This window comes from Vibrio sp. 10N.286.49.C3 (assembly GCF_041469545.1).
Lineage (GTDB): Bacteria > Pseudomonadota > Gammaproteobacteria > Enterobacterales > Vibrionaceae > Vibrio > Vibrio tasmaniensis_A.
In genome coordinates, this window is the sequence record NZ_JBFRKT010000004.1 from 39,691 (window position 1) to 55,570 (window position 15,880).

Sequence of the window (15,880 nt, forward strand, 5' to 3'; positions counted from 1 at the left end):
GCCTTATTTATCTAAGTTAACGGATATTGAGTTGGTTGCATGGGTTTCTGTAGCATCACCCCGGAATTATCTGAGATTTACCTCGCTCGACTTGCAAATTTTCTCTATAATATGCCGCCTATAAAGTAGTGGCGAATCGCTAGTACAGAATAAAACTTACGACAAAACGTGGAGTAAAAGATGCCTTCTCAAAGCCCAGTGATTACGGTTGATGGACCAAGTGGTGCAGGTAAAGGTACCCTGTGTATGTTACTAGCAGATAAGCTAGGCTTTCATCTTCTAGACTCAGGCGCGATCTATCGCGTATTGGCTTTAGCGGCAATTCACCATGGCGTGGATACTGAATCAGAAGATGCTTTAGTACCGCTTGCAACTCACTTAGATGTTCAGTTTATCGCTGAAGGTGAGCTAGTGAAGGTTATCTTAGAAGGCGAAGATGTGTCTGGTGAACTTCGTAAAGAAGAGACGGGCATGGCGGCTTCAAAAGTCGCTGCTTTACCTCGCGTTCGTGAAGCACTGTTACGTCGTCAACGTGCTTTTAGCGCAGCTCCTGGTTTAGTTGCAGACGGTCGTGACATGGGAACCGTTGTATTTGTTGAAGCTGAAGCGAAAATATTTTTAGATGCAAGTGCTGAAGAGCGCGCGAGTCGTCGCCTTAAACAGTTGCAACAGAAGGGGTTAGATGTTAAATTTGACGACCTTTTGAGCGAGATCCAAGAGCGAGACGATCGAGATCGTAATCGCCCAGTGGCGCCACTTCGCCCTGCAGAGGATGCTCTAGTGCTTGATTCCACCTCAATGAATATTGAGCAGGTAGTCGAAAAAGCACTACACTATATTGAATCGAAACTGGCTGGGTAATTTCGCCGAGCTAGTACGAACGTTGGTCGCAAGGATGATGACCGGCGAATTTATCAACCCCATGCGGTAGGATACCCATGGACGTTTAATTATTGAAGATTAAATAATGACTGAATCTTTTGCTCAACTCTTTGAAGAGTTTCTATCTGAAACTGAATTCCAACAAGGCAGCATCGTTAAAGGTACTGTAGTAGCTATCGAGAACGGTTACGTTCTTGTAGACGCTGGTCTTAAGTCTGAATCTGCTATCCCTGCTGAACAATTCAAGAACGCTGCTGGCGAACTTGAAGTTGAAGTTGGTGCTGAAGTAGACGTAGCTCTAGACGCTGTTGAAGATGGTTTCGGTGAAACTCAACTTTCTCGTGAGAAAGCTAAGCGTCACGAAGCTTGGATCGTACTTGAGAAAGCTTGTGAAGAAGCTGAAACTGTTGTTGGTATCATCAACGGTAAAGTTAAAGGCGGTTTCACTGTTGAACTTAACGGTATCCGTGCTTTCCTTCCAGGTTCTCTAGTAGACGTGCGTCCTATCCGTGACACTGCTCACCTAGAAAACAAAGAGCTAGAGTTCAAAGTAATCAAGCTAGACCAGAAGCGTAACAACGTTGTTGTTTCTCGTCGTGCTGTTATCGAATCTGAAAACAGTGTTGAGCGTGACGAACTTCTTGAAACTCTACAAGAAGGTACTGAAGTTAAAGGTATCGTTAAGAACCTTACTGACTACGGTGCATTCGTTGATCTTGGCGGTGTTGACGGTCTTCTACATATCACAGATATGGCTTGGAAGCGCGTTAAGCACCCATCAGAGATCGTTAACGTTGGTGACGAAATCCTAGTTAAAGTTCTTAAGTTCGATCGTGAGCGCACTCGTGTTTCACTAGGTCTTAAGCAACTAGGCGAAGATCCATGGGTAGCAATCGCTAAGCGTTACCCAGAAGGTCACAAGCTTTCTGGTCGTGTTACAAACCTAACTGACTACGGCTGCTTCGTTGAAATCGAAGAAGGCGTTGAAGGTCTAGTACACGTTTCTGAAATGGATTGGACTAACAAGAACATCCACCCTTCTAAAGTTGTTAATGTTGGCGACGAAGTTGAGGTTATGGTTCTTGATATCGACGAAGAACGTCGTCGTATCTCTCTAGGTCTGAAACAGTGTAAAGCTAACCCATGGCAGTCATTTGCAGAAATGCAAGCTAAGGGCGACAAAGTTACTGGTAAGATCAAGTCTATCACTGACTTTGGTATCTTCATCGGTCTAGAAGGCGGTATCGACGGTCTTGTACACCTATCTGACATTTCTTGGAACGCTGCCGGCGAAGAAGCTGTACGTGAATACAAGAAAGGCGACGAAATCTCTGCTGTTGTTCTAGCAGTAGATGCAGAGCGTGAGCGTATTTCTCTTGGCGTTAAGCAAATGGAAAACGACCCGTTCAACGCATACGTTGCTGACAACAAGAAAGGTGTTCTTGTAAACGGTACTGTAACTGCAGTTGACGCTAAAGGCGCTACTATCGAGCTAATCGAAGGCGTTGAAGGCTACCTACGTGCTTCTGAAGTTTCTCGTGACCGTATCGAAGATGCATCTCTAATCCTAAGCGTTGGCGACAGCGTTGAAGCGAAGTTCACTGGTGTAGACCGTAAGAACCGCGTAATCAACCTATCTATCAAAGCTAAAGATGAAGCTGATGAGCAAGAAGCAATGGCTTCACTGAACAAGTCTGATGAAGGCGCGTTCGGTAACGCAATGGCAGACGCATTCAAAGCTGCTAAAGGCGAATAATAGCTTCTCATTAAGAGAATTATAGCTATCTAGCCAAGAAAGGAGCCGTAAGGCTCCTTTTTTTTTGCTTATTTTTCCTATAGGTCTATAATTTCTAAAAAGAAAACCAACGAGGGTAACTATGACTAAGTCTGAATTGATTGAAAGACTGTGCGCTGAGCAAACGCATCTTTCTGCAAAAGAAATTGAAGACGCTGTAAAAGACATTTTAGAGCACATGGCTTCAACACTAGAAAGTGGTGATCGAATCGAAATTCGCGGCTTTGGCAGCTTTTCTCTGCATTACCGTGAACCTCGTGTTGGACGTAATCCTAAAACTGGTGACAAGGTTGAGTTGGAAGGTAAATACGTTCCTCACTTCAAACCAGGTAAAGAGCTACGCGAGCGAGTAAACTCAGGGTTGTAGACTAATTATCGGAATTAAGAAAAGCGGCATACTATAATGTATGCCGCTTTTTTATGACCATAATATGGTGGTCTGATTAGTAATTTTCCTGCATAATCGTACAGCTAACTAATCAATGAGTGATGAACTATGAAAATTATAAAAATAGTCGCTGTTATCGCACTTTTCCTAATGGCACTGGCTTTAGGCTCTCAAAACCAAACAATTGTGAATTTCAATTATTTGCTAGCGCAAGGTGACTTCCACCTCTCAAGCTTGCTAGGTGTTGTATTCGTTTCAGGTTTTGCTCTTGCTTGGTTAGTCTTTGGAAATATGCACATGCGATCTCAACTAAAAATTCATCGCTTGAAGAAGCAACTCAATAAGCAATCAAAGCAGGTCGCTGCTGAAACTAAAGCTTAAAGGCCATATTTGATGTTAGAGTTACTGTTCTTACTTTTGCCCATCGCAGCCGCTTATGGTTGGTATATGGGTAATCGTAATGCTCAGCAAGAAAAACAAAAGCAATCACACCAGATCTCCCGCCAATACGTGACGGGTTTGAACCTATTACTGTCAGACCAATCTGACAAAGCGGTTGATCACTTCATTGAATTACTTCAAGTAGACAATGAAACCATCGATACTCATTTGGCTTTGGGCAACTTGTTCCGCTCAAGAGGCGAAGTCGACCGCGCTATTCGTATTCACCAAAATCTTATCTCTCGATCTGGGCTTACCCTTGATCAAAAAAACCTCGCATTGCAACAATTAGCTAAAGACTATACGGTCTCAGGCTTTCTTGATCGCGCAGAGAAAATTTTTGAACAGCTTGTAGAAGAGCCTGATCATAAAGAAGGCGCTTTACAGCAGTTGGTTGCCATTTATCAGCAAACGCGTGAGTGGAATAAAGCGATTCATTACGGGAATATCTTAGTTAAACTGAGCAAGAAGAAAATGAAGACGCGTGCGATGGTTGCACACTTCTGGTGTGAGCTTGCGATGCAAGAACAAGCCGACGGCAACCGCCCTAAAGCGCTTCAGCACTTCAAGAAGGCCCTTTCAGAAGACCCTAAATGTGTTCGAGCCAGTATTGCTTTAGGAAAATTCTATTTAGCCAATGAAGATTATCACAAGACAATTACTTATTTAGAGTCAGTTCTCGAGCAAGATATCGACTTCATTAGTGAAGTCCTGCCAACGCTTGCTGAGTGTTACCACAAACTTGGACAAGAAGCGCAGTTGGTCGAGTTCCTTAAAGCGTGTATTCAGAAGAAAGCCGGTGTTTCCGCTGAGTTGATGCTGGCTCAACTCGTTGCCGACCATGAAGATGTTGGCTCTGCTCAAGAGCTACTGACAAAGCAGCTTGTTAAAAACCCAACCATGAAAGGTTTTTATCGATTAATTGATTATCACCTAGAGGAAGCGGAAGAAGGTAGAGCCAAAGACAGCTTAACAACGCTTCAATCTATGGTTGGTGAACAACTCAAGGTTAAGCCTCATTACCGATGCCGTCAGTGTGGTTTCTCAACTCACTCAATGTATTGGCACTGCCCTTCATGTAAGGGGTGGGGAACGATCAAGCCTATTCGTGGGCTTGATGGTGAATAGATTTGTGGTCATTTTAAGACCAAATTATTAATTGCAGCTTTCGGGCTGCATTTTTATGACTGTTATTTATGGCCTGATTGGTATAAATATTTTGTAGAAAGTTAACTGCGTTAGGAGATGAAATGAACGACCAAAAAATCATTGTAGCATTGGATTATGATAACCAAGCGGATGCGTTAGCCTTTGTCGATCGTATTGACCCAGCATCTTGCCGCCTAAAAGTTGGCAAAGAGATGTTTACTCTGTTTGGCCCTGAATTTGTTCGTGAATTACATAAACGTGGTTTCTCTGTGTTTTTGGACCTTAAGTTCCACGATATCCCGAACACATGTTCAAAGGCGGTACGTGCTGCCGCTGAGATGGGCGTGTGGATGGTGAACGTGCACGCGAGTGGTGGCGAGCGTATGATGACGGCTTCTCGTGAAATTTTGGAACCATATGGTAAAGATCGTCCATTGTTAATCGGTGTGACGGTACTAACCAGTATGGAGCAATCTGACTTAGCGGGTATCGGTCTGGATCTAGAGCCACAGCAACAAGTGATGCGCTTAGCGTCTTTGACTAAAAACTCAGGCCTAGACGGTGTTGTATGTTCTGCACAAGAGGCTTCTTTGCTCAAAGGTGCACTTGGTCAGGAGTTCAAACTAGTAACTCCAGGTATTCGTCCTGTAGGCGCTGATGTTGGTGACCAGAAGCGTATCATGACGCCTTCTAAGGCGATTGAGTCAGGTTCTGACTATCTTGTTATCGGTCGTCCAATTACTCAAGCAGCAGACCCTGCATCAGTACTTGCTGAAATCAACGGCACGCTAGCTTAAGCTTATCATTAAGTCGTAATTCCAATAAAGAAGGCCAGCAATTTGCTGGCCTTCTTATAGGTGTACTAAATACAGAATTGGTCTGGAGTAGACTTGTTCTAAACGGCTTAAACCGGAGCGCCACTATGAAACTTAAAGTCGCTGTCTTCTGAAGTGATAAGCTCTGCTTCAACTTGCGCAAAATGAGCAATACGCTCAGAGATATCTTTCCCTGCGATTTTTTCCGCGAGTTCAAGATAGTCTTGATAGTGACGAGCTTCTGAACGAAGTAGAGATACGTAAAACTTTTCCATGTCTTCTTCTAAGAAAGGAGCCAGCTTAGCAAAGCGTTCACAAGAGCGAGCTTCAATAAATGCACCGATAATAAGCTTATCAACCAGAGCATCAGGCTCGTAAGTTTTAACTTGCTTGATTAACCCCTTAGCGTAGCGACCCGCCTCGATCGGTTGATAAGTCACGCCTTTTTTTACCATTAATTCCATCACTTGGTAGAAGTGATGCAGCTCTTCTTTGATCAGCAATACCATCTTATCGATCAAGTCAGCACCGTAATTACAGCCTTCTTTCGCTGTAATTTGCTTTGATACATTGCTTTTACCACGTAGAGACTCTAAGTCTCCAATACGACGGTAAGCAAATTGCTCGTAGGGCAAAATCCACTCATTCAGTTGCTTCGCGCTTTCTTTATCTACCGCATATTTACGGATAAGGAACAAAGCACTTTGAGCTGCTTTAAGTTCACAAAGCATGTGATCGCGTAGAATGATATGAAGGTTTTCAGGCTTCTTGGCTTCATCTATCCATGAATCTGGCGTTTCAGCTTTAAGAAAAGAGTGTATAGGGGCTAATAATTCTTGATACATGGTAAGGGCAAGTTTGTTGATAATGCGGGATTTTATCACAGCTTAAGAGATCCCCCTATACGGAGAAAGGAAATTCCACAGGTACAAAAAAGGCCGCTAATTTAAATAGAGCGGCCTTTAAGTGTTGAGTTAGAGCGTTACCATTTTTTCTTCTGACCGAATAGAGCATCCATGTCATCTTCACGCTCTTTCGATTCCATCTGCTGTAAATCTTCTGCGTTTTTATTTAGGCGCTTCTGATCAAGATCGTCAAGCATCTGTTGTAGCTTGTCTTTCGCTTGATTGGAGTATGCGTCGTTTTTAGTGGCTAATGCATCGATGCCTTTGCGCAACAGTTGAATCGCTGTGCCAGGCTGTCCACGAGATATCGAGTCATTTGCACGTTTGATAACATTCTCGATGTTGATGCGAATTTGGATTGTTTCTAAGCGAGCGTTTTCAACCACAAAAGCTTGAGTATTAAAACGTCCTTTATTGTGCTCGTTACGAACCGTGTCACGCAAGCGTTTAACTAGCTTAAGCATCATGATTGCTTGTTTGTCACTACTAGGCATGCGAAAAGCGGTGCTTTCGCCCCCTTGGTGGTTCTCTTTAAGCTGAGTGATTTGTTGCTTTACGCTTTCGATGCGTTGGGCAAGCTGCTTATTTTTAGGATCGAGTTCATACATATTAACTAATGCATCAAGAATTCGATTGTTTAAGCATATAAGAAGATCTTGGCTAAACGGCATGTGGTGAGCATTGCCAATTAACTCTTCTGTTCCATCTATAATGGTTAGATAACGAGAAGCTTCCTGTTTCTTCGTTGTTTCTACCTTAACTTTGTATTGAAGCATGATGTTGTAGCCTAAAACCAACACCAAAAGCACGGCTACCAAGGCGATTATTAAACCAATATTCATATATTTGTGTCTGCTTATTGTTTTCTATAGCTAACTAGAGAGGATACACGATTCCATTGTGTATAGGCACTTGTAAATTACAATTTTTGATTATCTCTTGTTGAGCGCAATCGGCAATCAAAATTTACTAACTAATGTGTGAGAATGAGGAGTGGCTTACAAAGCGTCAGTGATATTTTTATTTGTTACGCTTTAAAAGCTCGATATTTCTGTCATTTTAGTTCTCGAAGCGTTATAACTATTAATTATATTACACGAGACTATAACGCTCTATTTGCAAATAAGTTAGCGCAGAAATGAGTAAAGGATTACGAGGTTAGATATGAAGTTACAGCAACTGAAGTACATTGTTGAGGTTCTAAACCATAACCTAAATGTTTCAGCGACAGCAGAGAGTTTGTACACATCTCAGCCCGGCATAAGTAAACAGGTTAGATTACTTGAAGATGAGCTAGGCATTCAAATATTTGAGCGTAGCGGTAAGCATTTAACTCAGGTTACACAAGCCGGTGAGGATATTATTCGTATCTCTCAAGAGATTTTGGCTCGTGTTGAGAGTATTAAAGCGGTTGCGGGTGAGCACACTCATCCTGAGATGGGCACATTGAATATTTCAACCACTCATACTCAAGCTCGTTATGCACTCCCTGATGTGATTAAAGGTTTCACGGCGCGTTATCCAAAAGTGTCGCTTCACATGCATCAAGGCACGCCAAGCCAGATGTCAGAAGCGGTAGCTAAGGGTACAGCGAACTTTGCGATTGCAACGGAAGCGCTACACCTTTATCAAGATGCAATTATGCTGCCTTGTTATCATTGGAACCGTTCGATCGTGGTAACGAAAGATCACCCTCTTGCACAGAAACGAAATATCTCGATTGAAGATCTTGCCGCTTATTCTCTCGTGACTTATGTATTTGGTTTTACTGGCCGTTCCGAGCTGGATACAGCATTTAACAAAGTAGGCTTAACACCGCGTGTTGTGTTTACCGCGACGGATGCTGATGTGATTAAAACTTATGTTCGGATGGGAATCGGGGTGGGTGTAATTGCAAGCATGGCGATTGACCACGAGCAAGATACAGACTTGGTTGCTATTGACGCGAGCCACTTGTTTGGTGCGAGTACCACAAGTATTGGCTTTAGAAAGGGTACTTTCTTACGTTCTTACATGTTCGATTTCATGGAGCGTTTTGCACCGCACTTAACTCGCCCAGTAGTTGAGCAAGCTATTTCTTTGAAATCGAATGAAGAGATCGAAGAGATGTTTAAAGACATCGACTTACCCGTTCGCTAAGGGTCATAGTCTTGCCTAGATACCCAATTCGGCCTGTTTACAGGCCGTTTTCATTTAACATTTGTGGTTTGCTTGCTGGTAGGTAGTCTTTATACAACCTCAATTTGTAACCTTCCTTTCCATTTTGGCCTCTTACCCCTACAATCCTCGCACCATAGGGGGAAGCATGTATTCACGATTTAAAATACTCGATTCATTTTTGCTAGAGCACCAGATTTACTGGCGTTCAGAGCCTTTTCACCTATGCCAAACTCACGATCAGCCATGGACAGACGTGAACCTTCCACTTGTCGATTGGTTAGATGGTTTGAGTATTGAACGCATTCAAACGCTAAAAGAACAGCCTCAAGTTCTGATTTCGGAACTTATGCGTTTTCTCGCAGAGTTAGGGAATGCCAATCAACACATCCAGTTTGATAATTCGGCTTTAGTTGGGCTTGATCTTCCGCGCGGTACTGCCGATGGTATCCCCGGCAGAAAGCTGCAACAAATTGTCGCGATGGGAGAGGCTTCATTAAAAGAGCATCATGGTAAAGAGTGGCTTGAATGGTGTTCTGGCAAAGGCTTTCTCGGTCGAATCTTATCTCAGCAATCAGCTCAAAAGGTCACTAGCTTTGAGTGGCAACAATCGTTGTGTGAAAGCGGGCAAAAGATTGCAGATGACCAGAAACTAGAGATGGACTTTGTTCAAGGTGACGCGTTTTCAAAAGATGCAGATCGGGTGTTTAACTCAAATCAACATGCTGTTGCTCTTCACGCTTGTGGTGATCTTCATGTTGAATTAGTGAAGAAATCTGTTTCACATGGGCTTCCTGCAGTCACCATTTCTCCATGTTGCTACCATCTTATTCGCGATGAAAGCTACCAAGCGATGTCATCCGTTGCGAAAAGCTCAGCATTAACGTTGAGCAAGAGCGACTTAAGAATCCCGCTTCAAGAAACCGTCACTGGTGGTGAAAGAGTAAAAAGACACCGTCAGTCAGAAATGAGTTACCGATTAGGCTTTAGCCAACTACTTAAGGGTGAGCTTGGTGTCGACGAGTACATTCCTGTACCAAGCATCAAGAAATCGGAGCTATCCGAAGGCTTTGAATCATTTTGTTGCTGGGCATCTGAAGTGAAAGATATATCGCTGGGTTCAGATATTGATTTTGACTCTTATTTAATTCAAGGCGAAGCGCTTTTCTGGGAAATGGAAAAGCTGAGTTTAGTTCAACAAGTTTTTAGAAGACCTTTAGAGATATGGTTGGCCTTAGATCGTGCCATTTATCTGCAAGAACAAGGTTATCAAGCTTCGATTGAAGAGTTCTGCGAACGTAGTGTAACGCCAAGAAACCTATTGATTCATGGGGTTAAGATCGAGCGCTAGCGGTAAACAGCACTGGTACGTGTTTTTACGATCTAAAATCATGAATGCAAAATAAAGCTATAAGTACAAAAAAGTGATAAATACAAAAAAGCCAGCGCGACATTATGTCGTACTGGCTTTTTGTTTAATGTGTATGAGTTAACTGAACGCTTCAACGAGAAGGTTATTGCGTTCAGTTAGCCATTACATCATTAATTAAACATCGCGATTGCTTCTGCAGGCGCTACGTATTCTAGGTCAAAGCTCTCTGCAACTTCTTTACAAGTCACTTTACCGTGGATTACGTTTAGGCCTTCTAGGAAACCTTCATCAGATAGAAGTGCTTCGCGGTAGCCTTTGTTCGCTAGCTTAACAATGTAAGGAAGTGTTGCATTGTTTAGTGCGTAAGTAGAAGTACGAGCAACGGCACCTGGCATGTTAGCAACACAGTAGTGAACTACGTCATCAACGATGTAAGTTGGATCAGCGTGAGTCGTTGCATGTGAAGTTTCAAAACAACCACCTTGGTCGATTGCAACATCAACAACCGCTGAACCTGGCTTCATCTTAGCGATGTGATCTTTTGTAACAAGTTTAGGAGCGGCTGCGCCTGGGATTAGCACTGCACCAATCACTAGGTCAGCTTCTAGAACATGCTTCTCAATAGCGTCTTCAGTAGAATAAACCACTTTTGCGCGACCTTGGAATTCTTCATCAAGACGACGAAGAGTATCTACGTTGCGATCAAGAATGGTTACATCAGCGCGAAGGCCAACAGCCATACGTGCTGCGTTAGCACCAACAACACCGCCGCCAACAACAACAACTTTTGCTGGCTCAACACCTGGAACGCCGCCAAGAAGAAGACCACAACCACCGTTAGATTTCTCTAGTGTTTGTGCACCTGCTTGAATAGACATGCGACCAGCGACTTCAGACATTGGTGCTAATAGTGGCAAGCGACCCATATTATCTGTTACAGTCTCATAGGCTACGCAGACAGCTTTGCTCTTGATTAGCTCTTCCGTTTGTGGAAAATCTGGTGCAAGGTGTAAATAGGTAAATAATATTTGCCCTTCGCGAAGCATAGCTCGCTCGACAGCTTGAGGTTCTTTAACCTTTACAATCATTTCTGCTTTCGCGAAAACGTCAGCAGCAGTAGGAAGAATGGATGCGCCTACAGCGATGTAATCATCGTCTGAAAAACCGATACCATTACCGGCATTGGTTTCTACAAAAACTTGGTGGCCGTGTGAGATTAGTTCTCTCACGCTAGCTGGGGTCATACCAACGCGGTATTCGTGGTTCTTGATTTCCTTAGGTACGCCAATGATCATCCTGACTCCTCATTTTATTTTGGTTGTTTTATCTATGTGTAGGGTAATTCTGTCGAATTAATATCTAGTATAGATATGTTTAAGTAAAATTTGATACTGAATATTAAAAAGTTGTAGTATATTTTTTTGCAAGGAAGTAATAAGGTGGAATAAAAAATGGCAGACAATTATAAGAAGCCGTCCAAGGAACTAGATCGTATTGACCGCAACATTCTTAATGAGTTGCAAAAAGACGGTCGTATCTCAAACGTTGAACTCTCAAAACGAGTAGGACTTTCTCCAACTCCATGTCTTGAGCGTGTTCGTCGTTTAGAGCGTCAAGGTTACATTACTGGGTACACAGCATTGCTGAACCCACAGTACCTTGATGCTTCACTTTTAGTGTTTGTTGAAATTACGTTGAACCGTGGTGCGCCAGATGTGTTCGAACAATTCAACACCGCTGTGCAGAAACTGGATGACATCCAAGAGTGTCATTTAGTGTCGGGTGATTTTGACTATCTTCTAAAAACACGTGTATCTGATATGGGTGCTTACCGTAAGCTACTGGGTGATACGTTACTTCGTCTACCAGGCGTAAACGACACTCGAACTTACGTTGTAATGGAAGAAGTGAAACAAACCAATCAACTTGTGATTAAAACTCGTTAATCACAATTGGTGAAATGAAAGAAAGCGGACATTTGTTCCGCTTTCTTGCTTTCTGGAATTGGGTTTTTCTGTTTGATATGGTTAAATCAACAGTAGTTTCATTGAAACGAGCGGCTATTGCCGCTCGAGATGTTTTTATCCCGTTTAATTATTAAGTTGGTTTATGTTCAAGCAGAGCAGTAATAAAGTAGAAACAATCATTAAAACGAGTGAAGAGCCTCAGTCTCCTCGTTTAAGTGGTTCTCAACGTCTAAAAGAGTGCAGCCTAATTCTAGGTGTTCTCTTCTCTATTCTACTTGCCGTTGCGTTATTAACTTTTAGCCCTGCTGACCCATCATGGTCGCAAACGGCTTGGGGTGGTGATATTCAAAATGCAGGAGGCTACGTAGGTGCATGGTTGGCGGATACGCTTTTCTTTGTGTTTGGTTCTTTAGCTTATCCTTTACCTATCTTGGTGACGGTTGCTGCGTGGGTATTATTCCGTAAACGTAATGAAGATGAGCAGATCGATTTCATGCTGTGGGGTACTCGTTTACTTGGACTGACTGTCCTTGTTCTTACTAGCTGTGGTTTAGCGGATATCAACTTCGATGATATTTGGTACTTTTCATCTGGTGGTGTAGTCGGTGATGTATTAACAAGTCTTGCACTTCCAACGCTGAACGTTCTGGGCAGTACGTTGGTTCTTCTTTTCTTATGGGGAGCTGGCTTTACCCTATTAACGGGCATTTCTTGGTTAAGTATTGTTGAATGGTTAGGCGAGTGTGCAATCAAATTCTTTACGTCAGCCGTTAATAAGGCGCGCGGCCAAGATCAAGAGCTGCTTGAACCTCAGTTAACAGAATCGGCAGACCGCGATTTAATCGAAGAACGTCATCAAGAGCCGAGTTACCGTGATGTTCCTGCTTTAGAAGATAACAAAGAATCAAAAGAGCATGATCTACTAGATCCTGCGATGAGCTTCTCAGCGACCAATGAGTCTTCAGGCGAGGCTACAAATGCGCTAGACAGTGCCGCGTCGCCGAAGCGCCATTACAATATTCATATGCCTGTCGAGGCGCCAGCGAAGCAAGACGCTTCAGCTCAAGAAGTGTCTGATATTCAACGTCAACCTGAAGTTGAACCTGAGCCGATCCCTGCTGCGCCTGTTTACCAAGCGCCAGAAGAACCATTAGAAGAAGGTATTGAGCGTTCGAAGCAGTTGAATGCAACGATAGAGCAGCTTGAGCACGCCGCTATGTATGAAGATGATCTAGCGGCTCAAGAGCAAGTTGACGCACATGAATCTCAGGTTGCGTACCAACAATACATGCAAAACGAACAAGCGGAAGTTAGTCCAACTCATAGTGATTTTGATAGTGCTGAAACAGCAACGGATAGTTCCTCTGAAGTCGAGGGTGAACTCGGTGCAGAAGACGTTCAGCCTGAATCTTTATATGCTTCGCCAGTGGATGAAACAGAAGAAACAATCGAAGACGATTCTTCAGTGCAAGCATCTCCGTTTGATATGGCGGAAGAGCAAGATGAACAAACTTCAGTGTTCCAACCGGTATCGATTGAAGATGTTAATACTGAGCAACAAGAGCCTTTCGCTGCCCAGCAAGGTAATGCGGAGTTTGAACAAGCTAACGAACAAACTGAAGAGCTTGCTGTTGATCTTCCATGGGAAGAAGTCACGGAAGATGAGTCTGTGCACCAAGACCAAGACCAAGACCAAGATGTAGCAGCATTCCAAAATCTGGTATCTGAAGCGCAAGCGAATATGGCGGCGACACAAAACCCGTTCTTGGTACAGCAAGATGTGAATTTGCCCAAACCTGCCGAGCCATTGCCAACACTTGAGCTGTTGTTCCACCCTGAAAAACGTGAAACCTTTATTGACCGCGATGCACTAGAGGCGATTGCTCGTCTTGTTGAATCTAAATTAGCCGATTACAAAATCAAAGCTGATGTGGTTGATATCTTCCCTGGCCCTGTCATCACTCGATTCGAACTCGATCTGGCTCCTGGCGTGAAAGTGAGCCGTATTTCTGGTCTTTCTATGGACTTAGCGCGTTCACTTTCTGCATTGGCAGTGCGGGTCGTAGAGGTAATACCGGGTAAACCTTATGTTGGTTTGGAATTGCCGAACATGAGCCGTCAAACCGTATTCTTCTCCGATGTGGTAGGTAGCCCTCAGTTCCAAGAAGCGACGTCACCAACGACCGTTGTTCTAGGACAAGATATTGCAGGTGAAGCGGTTATTGCTGATTTATCGAAGATGCCACACGTACTGGTTGCAGGTACCACCGGTTCTGGTAAGTCGGTGGGTGTGAACGTGATGATCTTGAGTATGCTTTACAAGGCATCGCCAGAAGACGTTCGTTTCATCATGATTGACCCGAAAATGTTGGAATTGTCTATCTATGAAGGTATTCCACATCTATTGTCTGAAGTCGTTACTGACATGAAAGATGCGTCTAACGCCCTTCGTTGGTGTGTTGGCGAAATGGAACGTCGTTATAAACTGATGTCGGCACTTGGTGTTCGTAACATTAAAGGCTACAACGACAAATTGAAGATGGCTGCGGAAGCGGGTCACCCAATTCATGATCCTCTGTGGAAACCGGGCGACAGCATGGACCCTGAAGCACCATTATTGGAAAAACTGCCTTACATCGTAGTTGTCGTCGATGAATTCGCCGATTTAATCATGGTAGTAGGTAAGAAAGTTGAAGAATTGATTGCTCGTTTGGCACAAAAAGCACGTGCGGCGGGTGTTCACTTGATCCTAGCGACTCAGCGCCCGTCAGTGGATGTTATTACGGGTCTTATTAAAGCCAATATCCCGACACGTGTAGCCTTTACTGTATCAACCAAAACGGACTCTCGAACGATTCTTGACCAAGGTGGTGCAGAATCATTATTGGGTATGGGTGATATGTTGTACTTACCACCGGGTTCAAGCCACACAACTCGTGTACACGGTGCGTTTGCATCTGATGATGATGTACACGCGGTCGTGAATAACTGGAAAGCACGTGGTAAGCCAAACTATATTGAAGAGATTACGAACGGCGACCAAACCCCAGAAACACTATTGCCGGGTGAGAAGATGGAAGGCGATGAAGAAGTCGATCCTCTGTTTGATCAAGTTGTCGAACATGTTGTTCATTCACGCCGAGGTTCGGTTTCTGGTGTGCAACGTCGATTTAAGATCGGCTACAACCGTGCCGCACGAATTGTCGAGCAATTAGAAGCTCAAGGTATTGTCAGTGCTCCAGGACATAACGGTAACCGAGAAGTCTTGGCGCCAGCGCCACCAAAAGATTAGTTCCAATAGGAACTCATAACTATTCAGTCGGTCAAAACCAAAACATGACCGACTTATGTTCTAACAGGATTATTGATGAAAAAAGTATTCGCACTTTTATTTATGAGCTTCTCAGTATTTGCTTCTCCGAAAGAAGAGTTGAGTAGCCGCTTGTCGCTGAATGCAGGTTTTAGCGCTGACTTTAAACAAGTTGTCACCAGCCCTGACGGTGATGTTGTGATGGAAGGCGAGGGCACAGTAGAGATCGCACGCCCTAGCTTGTTCCGTTGGGAAACGACTTTCCCTGATGAAAACCTATTGGTCTCTGATGGTCAAAGCTTGTGGTACTACAGCCCGTTCATTGAACAAGTGAGCATTTACTGGCAAGAACAAGCCACATCGCAAACGCCATTTGTATTGCTGACTCGTAACCAAGCAAGTGATTGGGATAACTACAATGTTGCGCAAACGGGTAACCAATTTACGCTAACGCCAACGGCTGTGGACTCTAATCAGGGCGATTTCCAGATTAACATCACCGAGAAAGGCATTGTTCAGGGCTTTAATGTGATTGAACAAGACGGCCAAAAAGGTGAGTTTACCTTTAACAATGTTGACTTAGGTAAACCTGCTGCTGACCGCTTTACTTTTGTGGCGCCGGAAGGTGTCGAGGTCGACGACCAAAGAAACTGAACCAAACTGGCAGATCGTTTGGTAGTAAGTCGATAGGTATTGATG

14 protein-coding genes are annotated in these 15,880 nt (G+C 43.7%); 11 read left to right on the plus strand and 3 right to left on the minus strand.

Annotated features, from left to right (window positions below; genetic code table 11):
• Positions 1-180: 180 nt before the first annotated feature.
• The 6 genes from cmk to pyrF all read left to right on the plus strand — a co-directional run bounded on the left by cmk (position 181) and on the right by pyrF (position 5,452).
• Positions 181-861 carry a (d)CMP kinase gene (cmk, locus tag AB4180_RS02025; protein ID WP_009847140.1) on the plus strand — a complete coding sequence of 227 codons (681 nt, stop codon included), beginning with the start codon at positions 181-183 and terminating at the stop codon, positions 859-861.
• Between the two features lie 106 nt (positions 862-967).
• Positions 968-2,638: a 30S ribosomal protein S1 gene (gene rpsA, locus AB4180_RS02030; RefSeq protein ID WP_012604398.1), complete on the plus strand. Its 1,671-nt coding sequence runs from the start codon at positions 968-970 to the stop codon at positions 2,636-2,638.
• Positions 2,639-2,759: 121 nt separating this feature from the next.
• Positions 2,760-3,044, plus strand: a complete 285-nt coding sequence (gene ihfB, locus AB4180_RS02035) for an integration host factor subunit beta (RefSeq protein WP_010439923.1) — start codon at positions 2,760-2,762, stop codon at positions 3,042-3,044.
• Positions 3,045-3,173: 129 nt separating this feature from the next.
• Positions 3,174-3,446 (plus strand): LapA family protein, encoded by a 273-nt coding sequence (locus AB4180_RS02040; protein WP_012604397.1) that lies wholly within the window; start codon positions 3,174-3,176, stop codon positions 3,444-3,446.
• A gap of 12 nt (positions 3,447-3,458) precedes the next feature.
• Positions 3,459-4,634 carry a lipopolysaccharide assembly protein LapB gene (gene lapB / locus AB4180_RS02045; RefSeq protein ID WP_009848862.1) on the plus strand — a complete coding sequence of 392 codons (1,176 nt, stop codon included), beginning with the start codon at positions 3,459-3,461 and terminating at the stop codon, positions 4,632-4,634.
• 122 nt (positions 4,635-4,756) lie between these two features.
• On the plus strand, positions 4,757-5,452 hold the full coding sequence (gene pyrF / locus AB4180_RS02050) for an orotidine-5'-phosphate decarboxylase (protein WP_009848861.1): 696 nt from the start codon (positions 4,757-4,759) through the stop codon (positions 5,450-5,452).
• Between the two features lie 107 nt (positions 5,453-5,559).
• On the opposite strand, the gene miaE is transcribed toward pyrF, so the two are convergent.
• Positions 5,560-6,354: a tRNA isopentenyl-2-thiomethyl-A-37 hydroxylase MiaE gene (gene miaE / locus AB4180_RS02055; protein ID WP_017101617.1), complete on the minus strand. Its 795-nt coding sequence runs from the start codon at positions 6,352-6,354 to the stop codon at positions 5,560-5,562.
• Between the two features lie 98 nt (positions 6,355-6,452).
• Positions 6,453-7,217 carry a hypothetical protein gene (locus tag AB4180_RS02060; protein ID WP_009848859.1) on the minus strand — a complete coding sequence of 255 codons (765 nt, stop codon included), beginning with the start codon at positions 7,215-7,217 and terminating at the stop codon, positions 6,453-6,455.
• 322 nt (positions 7,218-7,539) lie between these two features.
• On the opposite strand from AB4180_RS02060, the gene cysB reads away from it, so the two are divergent.
• Complete coding sequence (cysB, locus tag AB4180_RS02065) at positions 7,540-8,514, plus strand: HTH-type transcriptional regulator CysB (protein ID WP_009848858.1); 975 nt, start codon at positions 7,540-7,542, stop codon at positions 8,512-8,514.
• 166 nt (positions 8,515-8,680) lie between these two features.
• Positions 8,681-9,883 carry a methyltransferase gene (locus AB4180_RS02070; RefSeq protein ID WP_102250136.1) on the plus strand — a complete coding sequence of 401 codons (1,203 nt, stop codon included), beginning with the start codon at positions 8,681-8,683 and terminating at the stop codon, positions 9,881-9,883.
• A gap of 191 nt (positions 9,884-10,074) precedes the next feature.
• On the opposite strand, the gene ald is transcribed toward AB4180_RS02070, so the two are convergent.
• Positions 10,075-11,199, minus strand: a complete 1,125-nt coding sequence (gene ald, locus AB4180_RS02075; protein ID WP_012604392.1) for an alanine dehydrogenase — start codon at positions 11,197-11,199, stop codon at positions 10,075-10,077.
• 156 nt (positions 11,200-11,355) lie between these two features.
• On the opposite strand from ald, the gene lrp reads away from it, so the two are divergent.
• From lrp to lolA, 3 genes are all read left to right on the plus strand, one after another.
• Positions 11,356-11,850 (plus strand): leucine-responsive transcriptional regulator Lrp, encoded by a 495-nt coding sequence (gene lrp / locus AB4180_RS02080; RefSeq protein WP_004734558.1) that lies wholly within the window; start codon positions 11,356-11,358, stop codon positions 11,848-11,850.
• Between the two features lie 163 nt (positions 11,851-12,013).
• Positions 12,014-15,163, plus strand: a complete 3,150-nt coding sequence (locus tag AB4180_RS02085; RefSeq protein ID WP_017101619.1) for a DNA translocase FtsK — start codon at positions 12,014-12,016, stop codon at positions 15,161-15,163.
• A gap of 75 nt (positions 15,164-15,238) precedes the next feature.
• Positions 15,239-15,835, plus strand: coding sequence for an outer membrane lipoprotein chaperone LolA (lolA, locus tag AB4180_RS02090; RefSeq protein ID WP_009848826.1), 597 nt, complete (start codon positions 15,239-15,241; stop codon positions 15,833-15,835).
• The last annotated feature ends 45 nt before the right edge of the window (positions 15,836-15,880 follow it).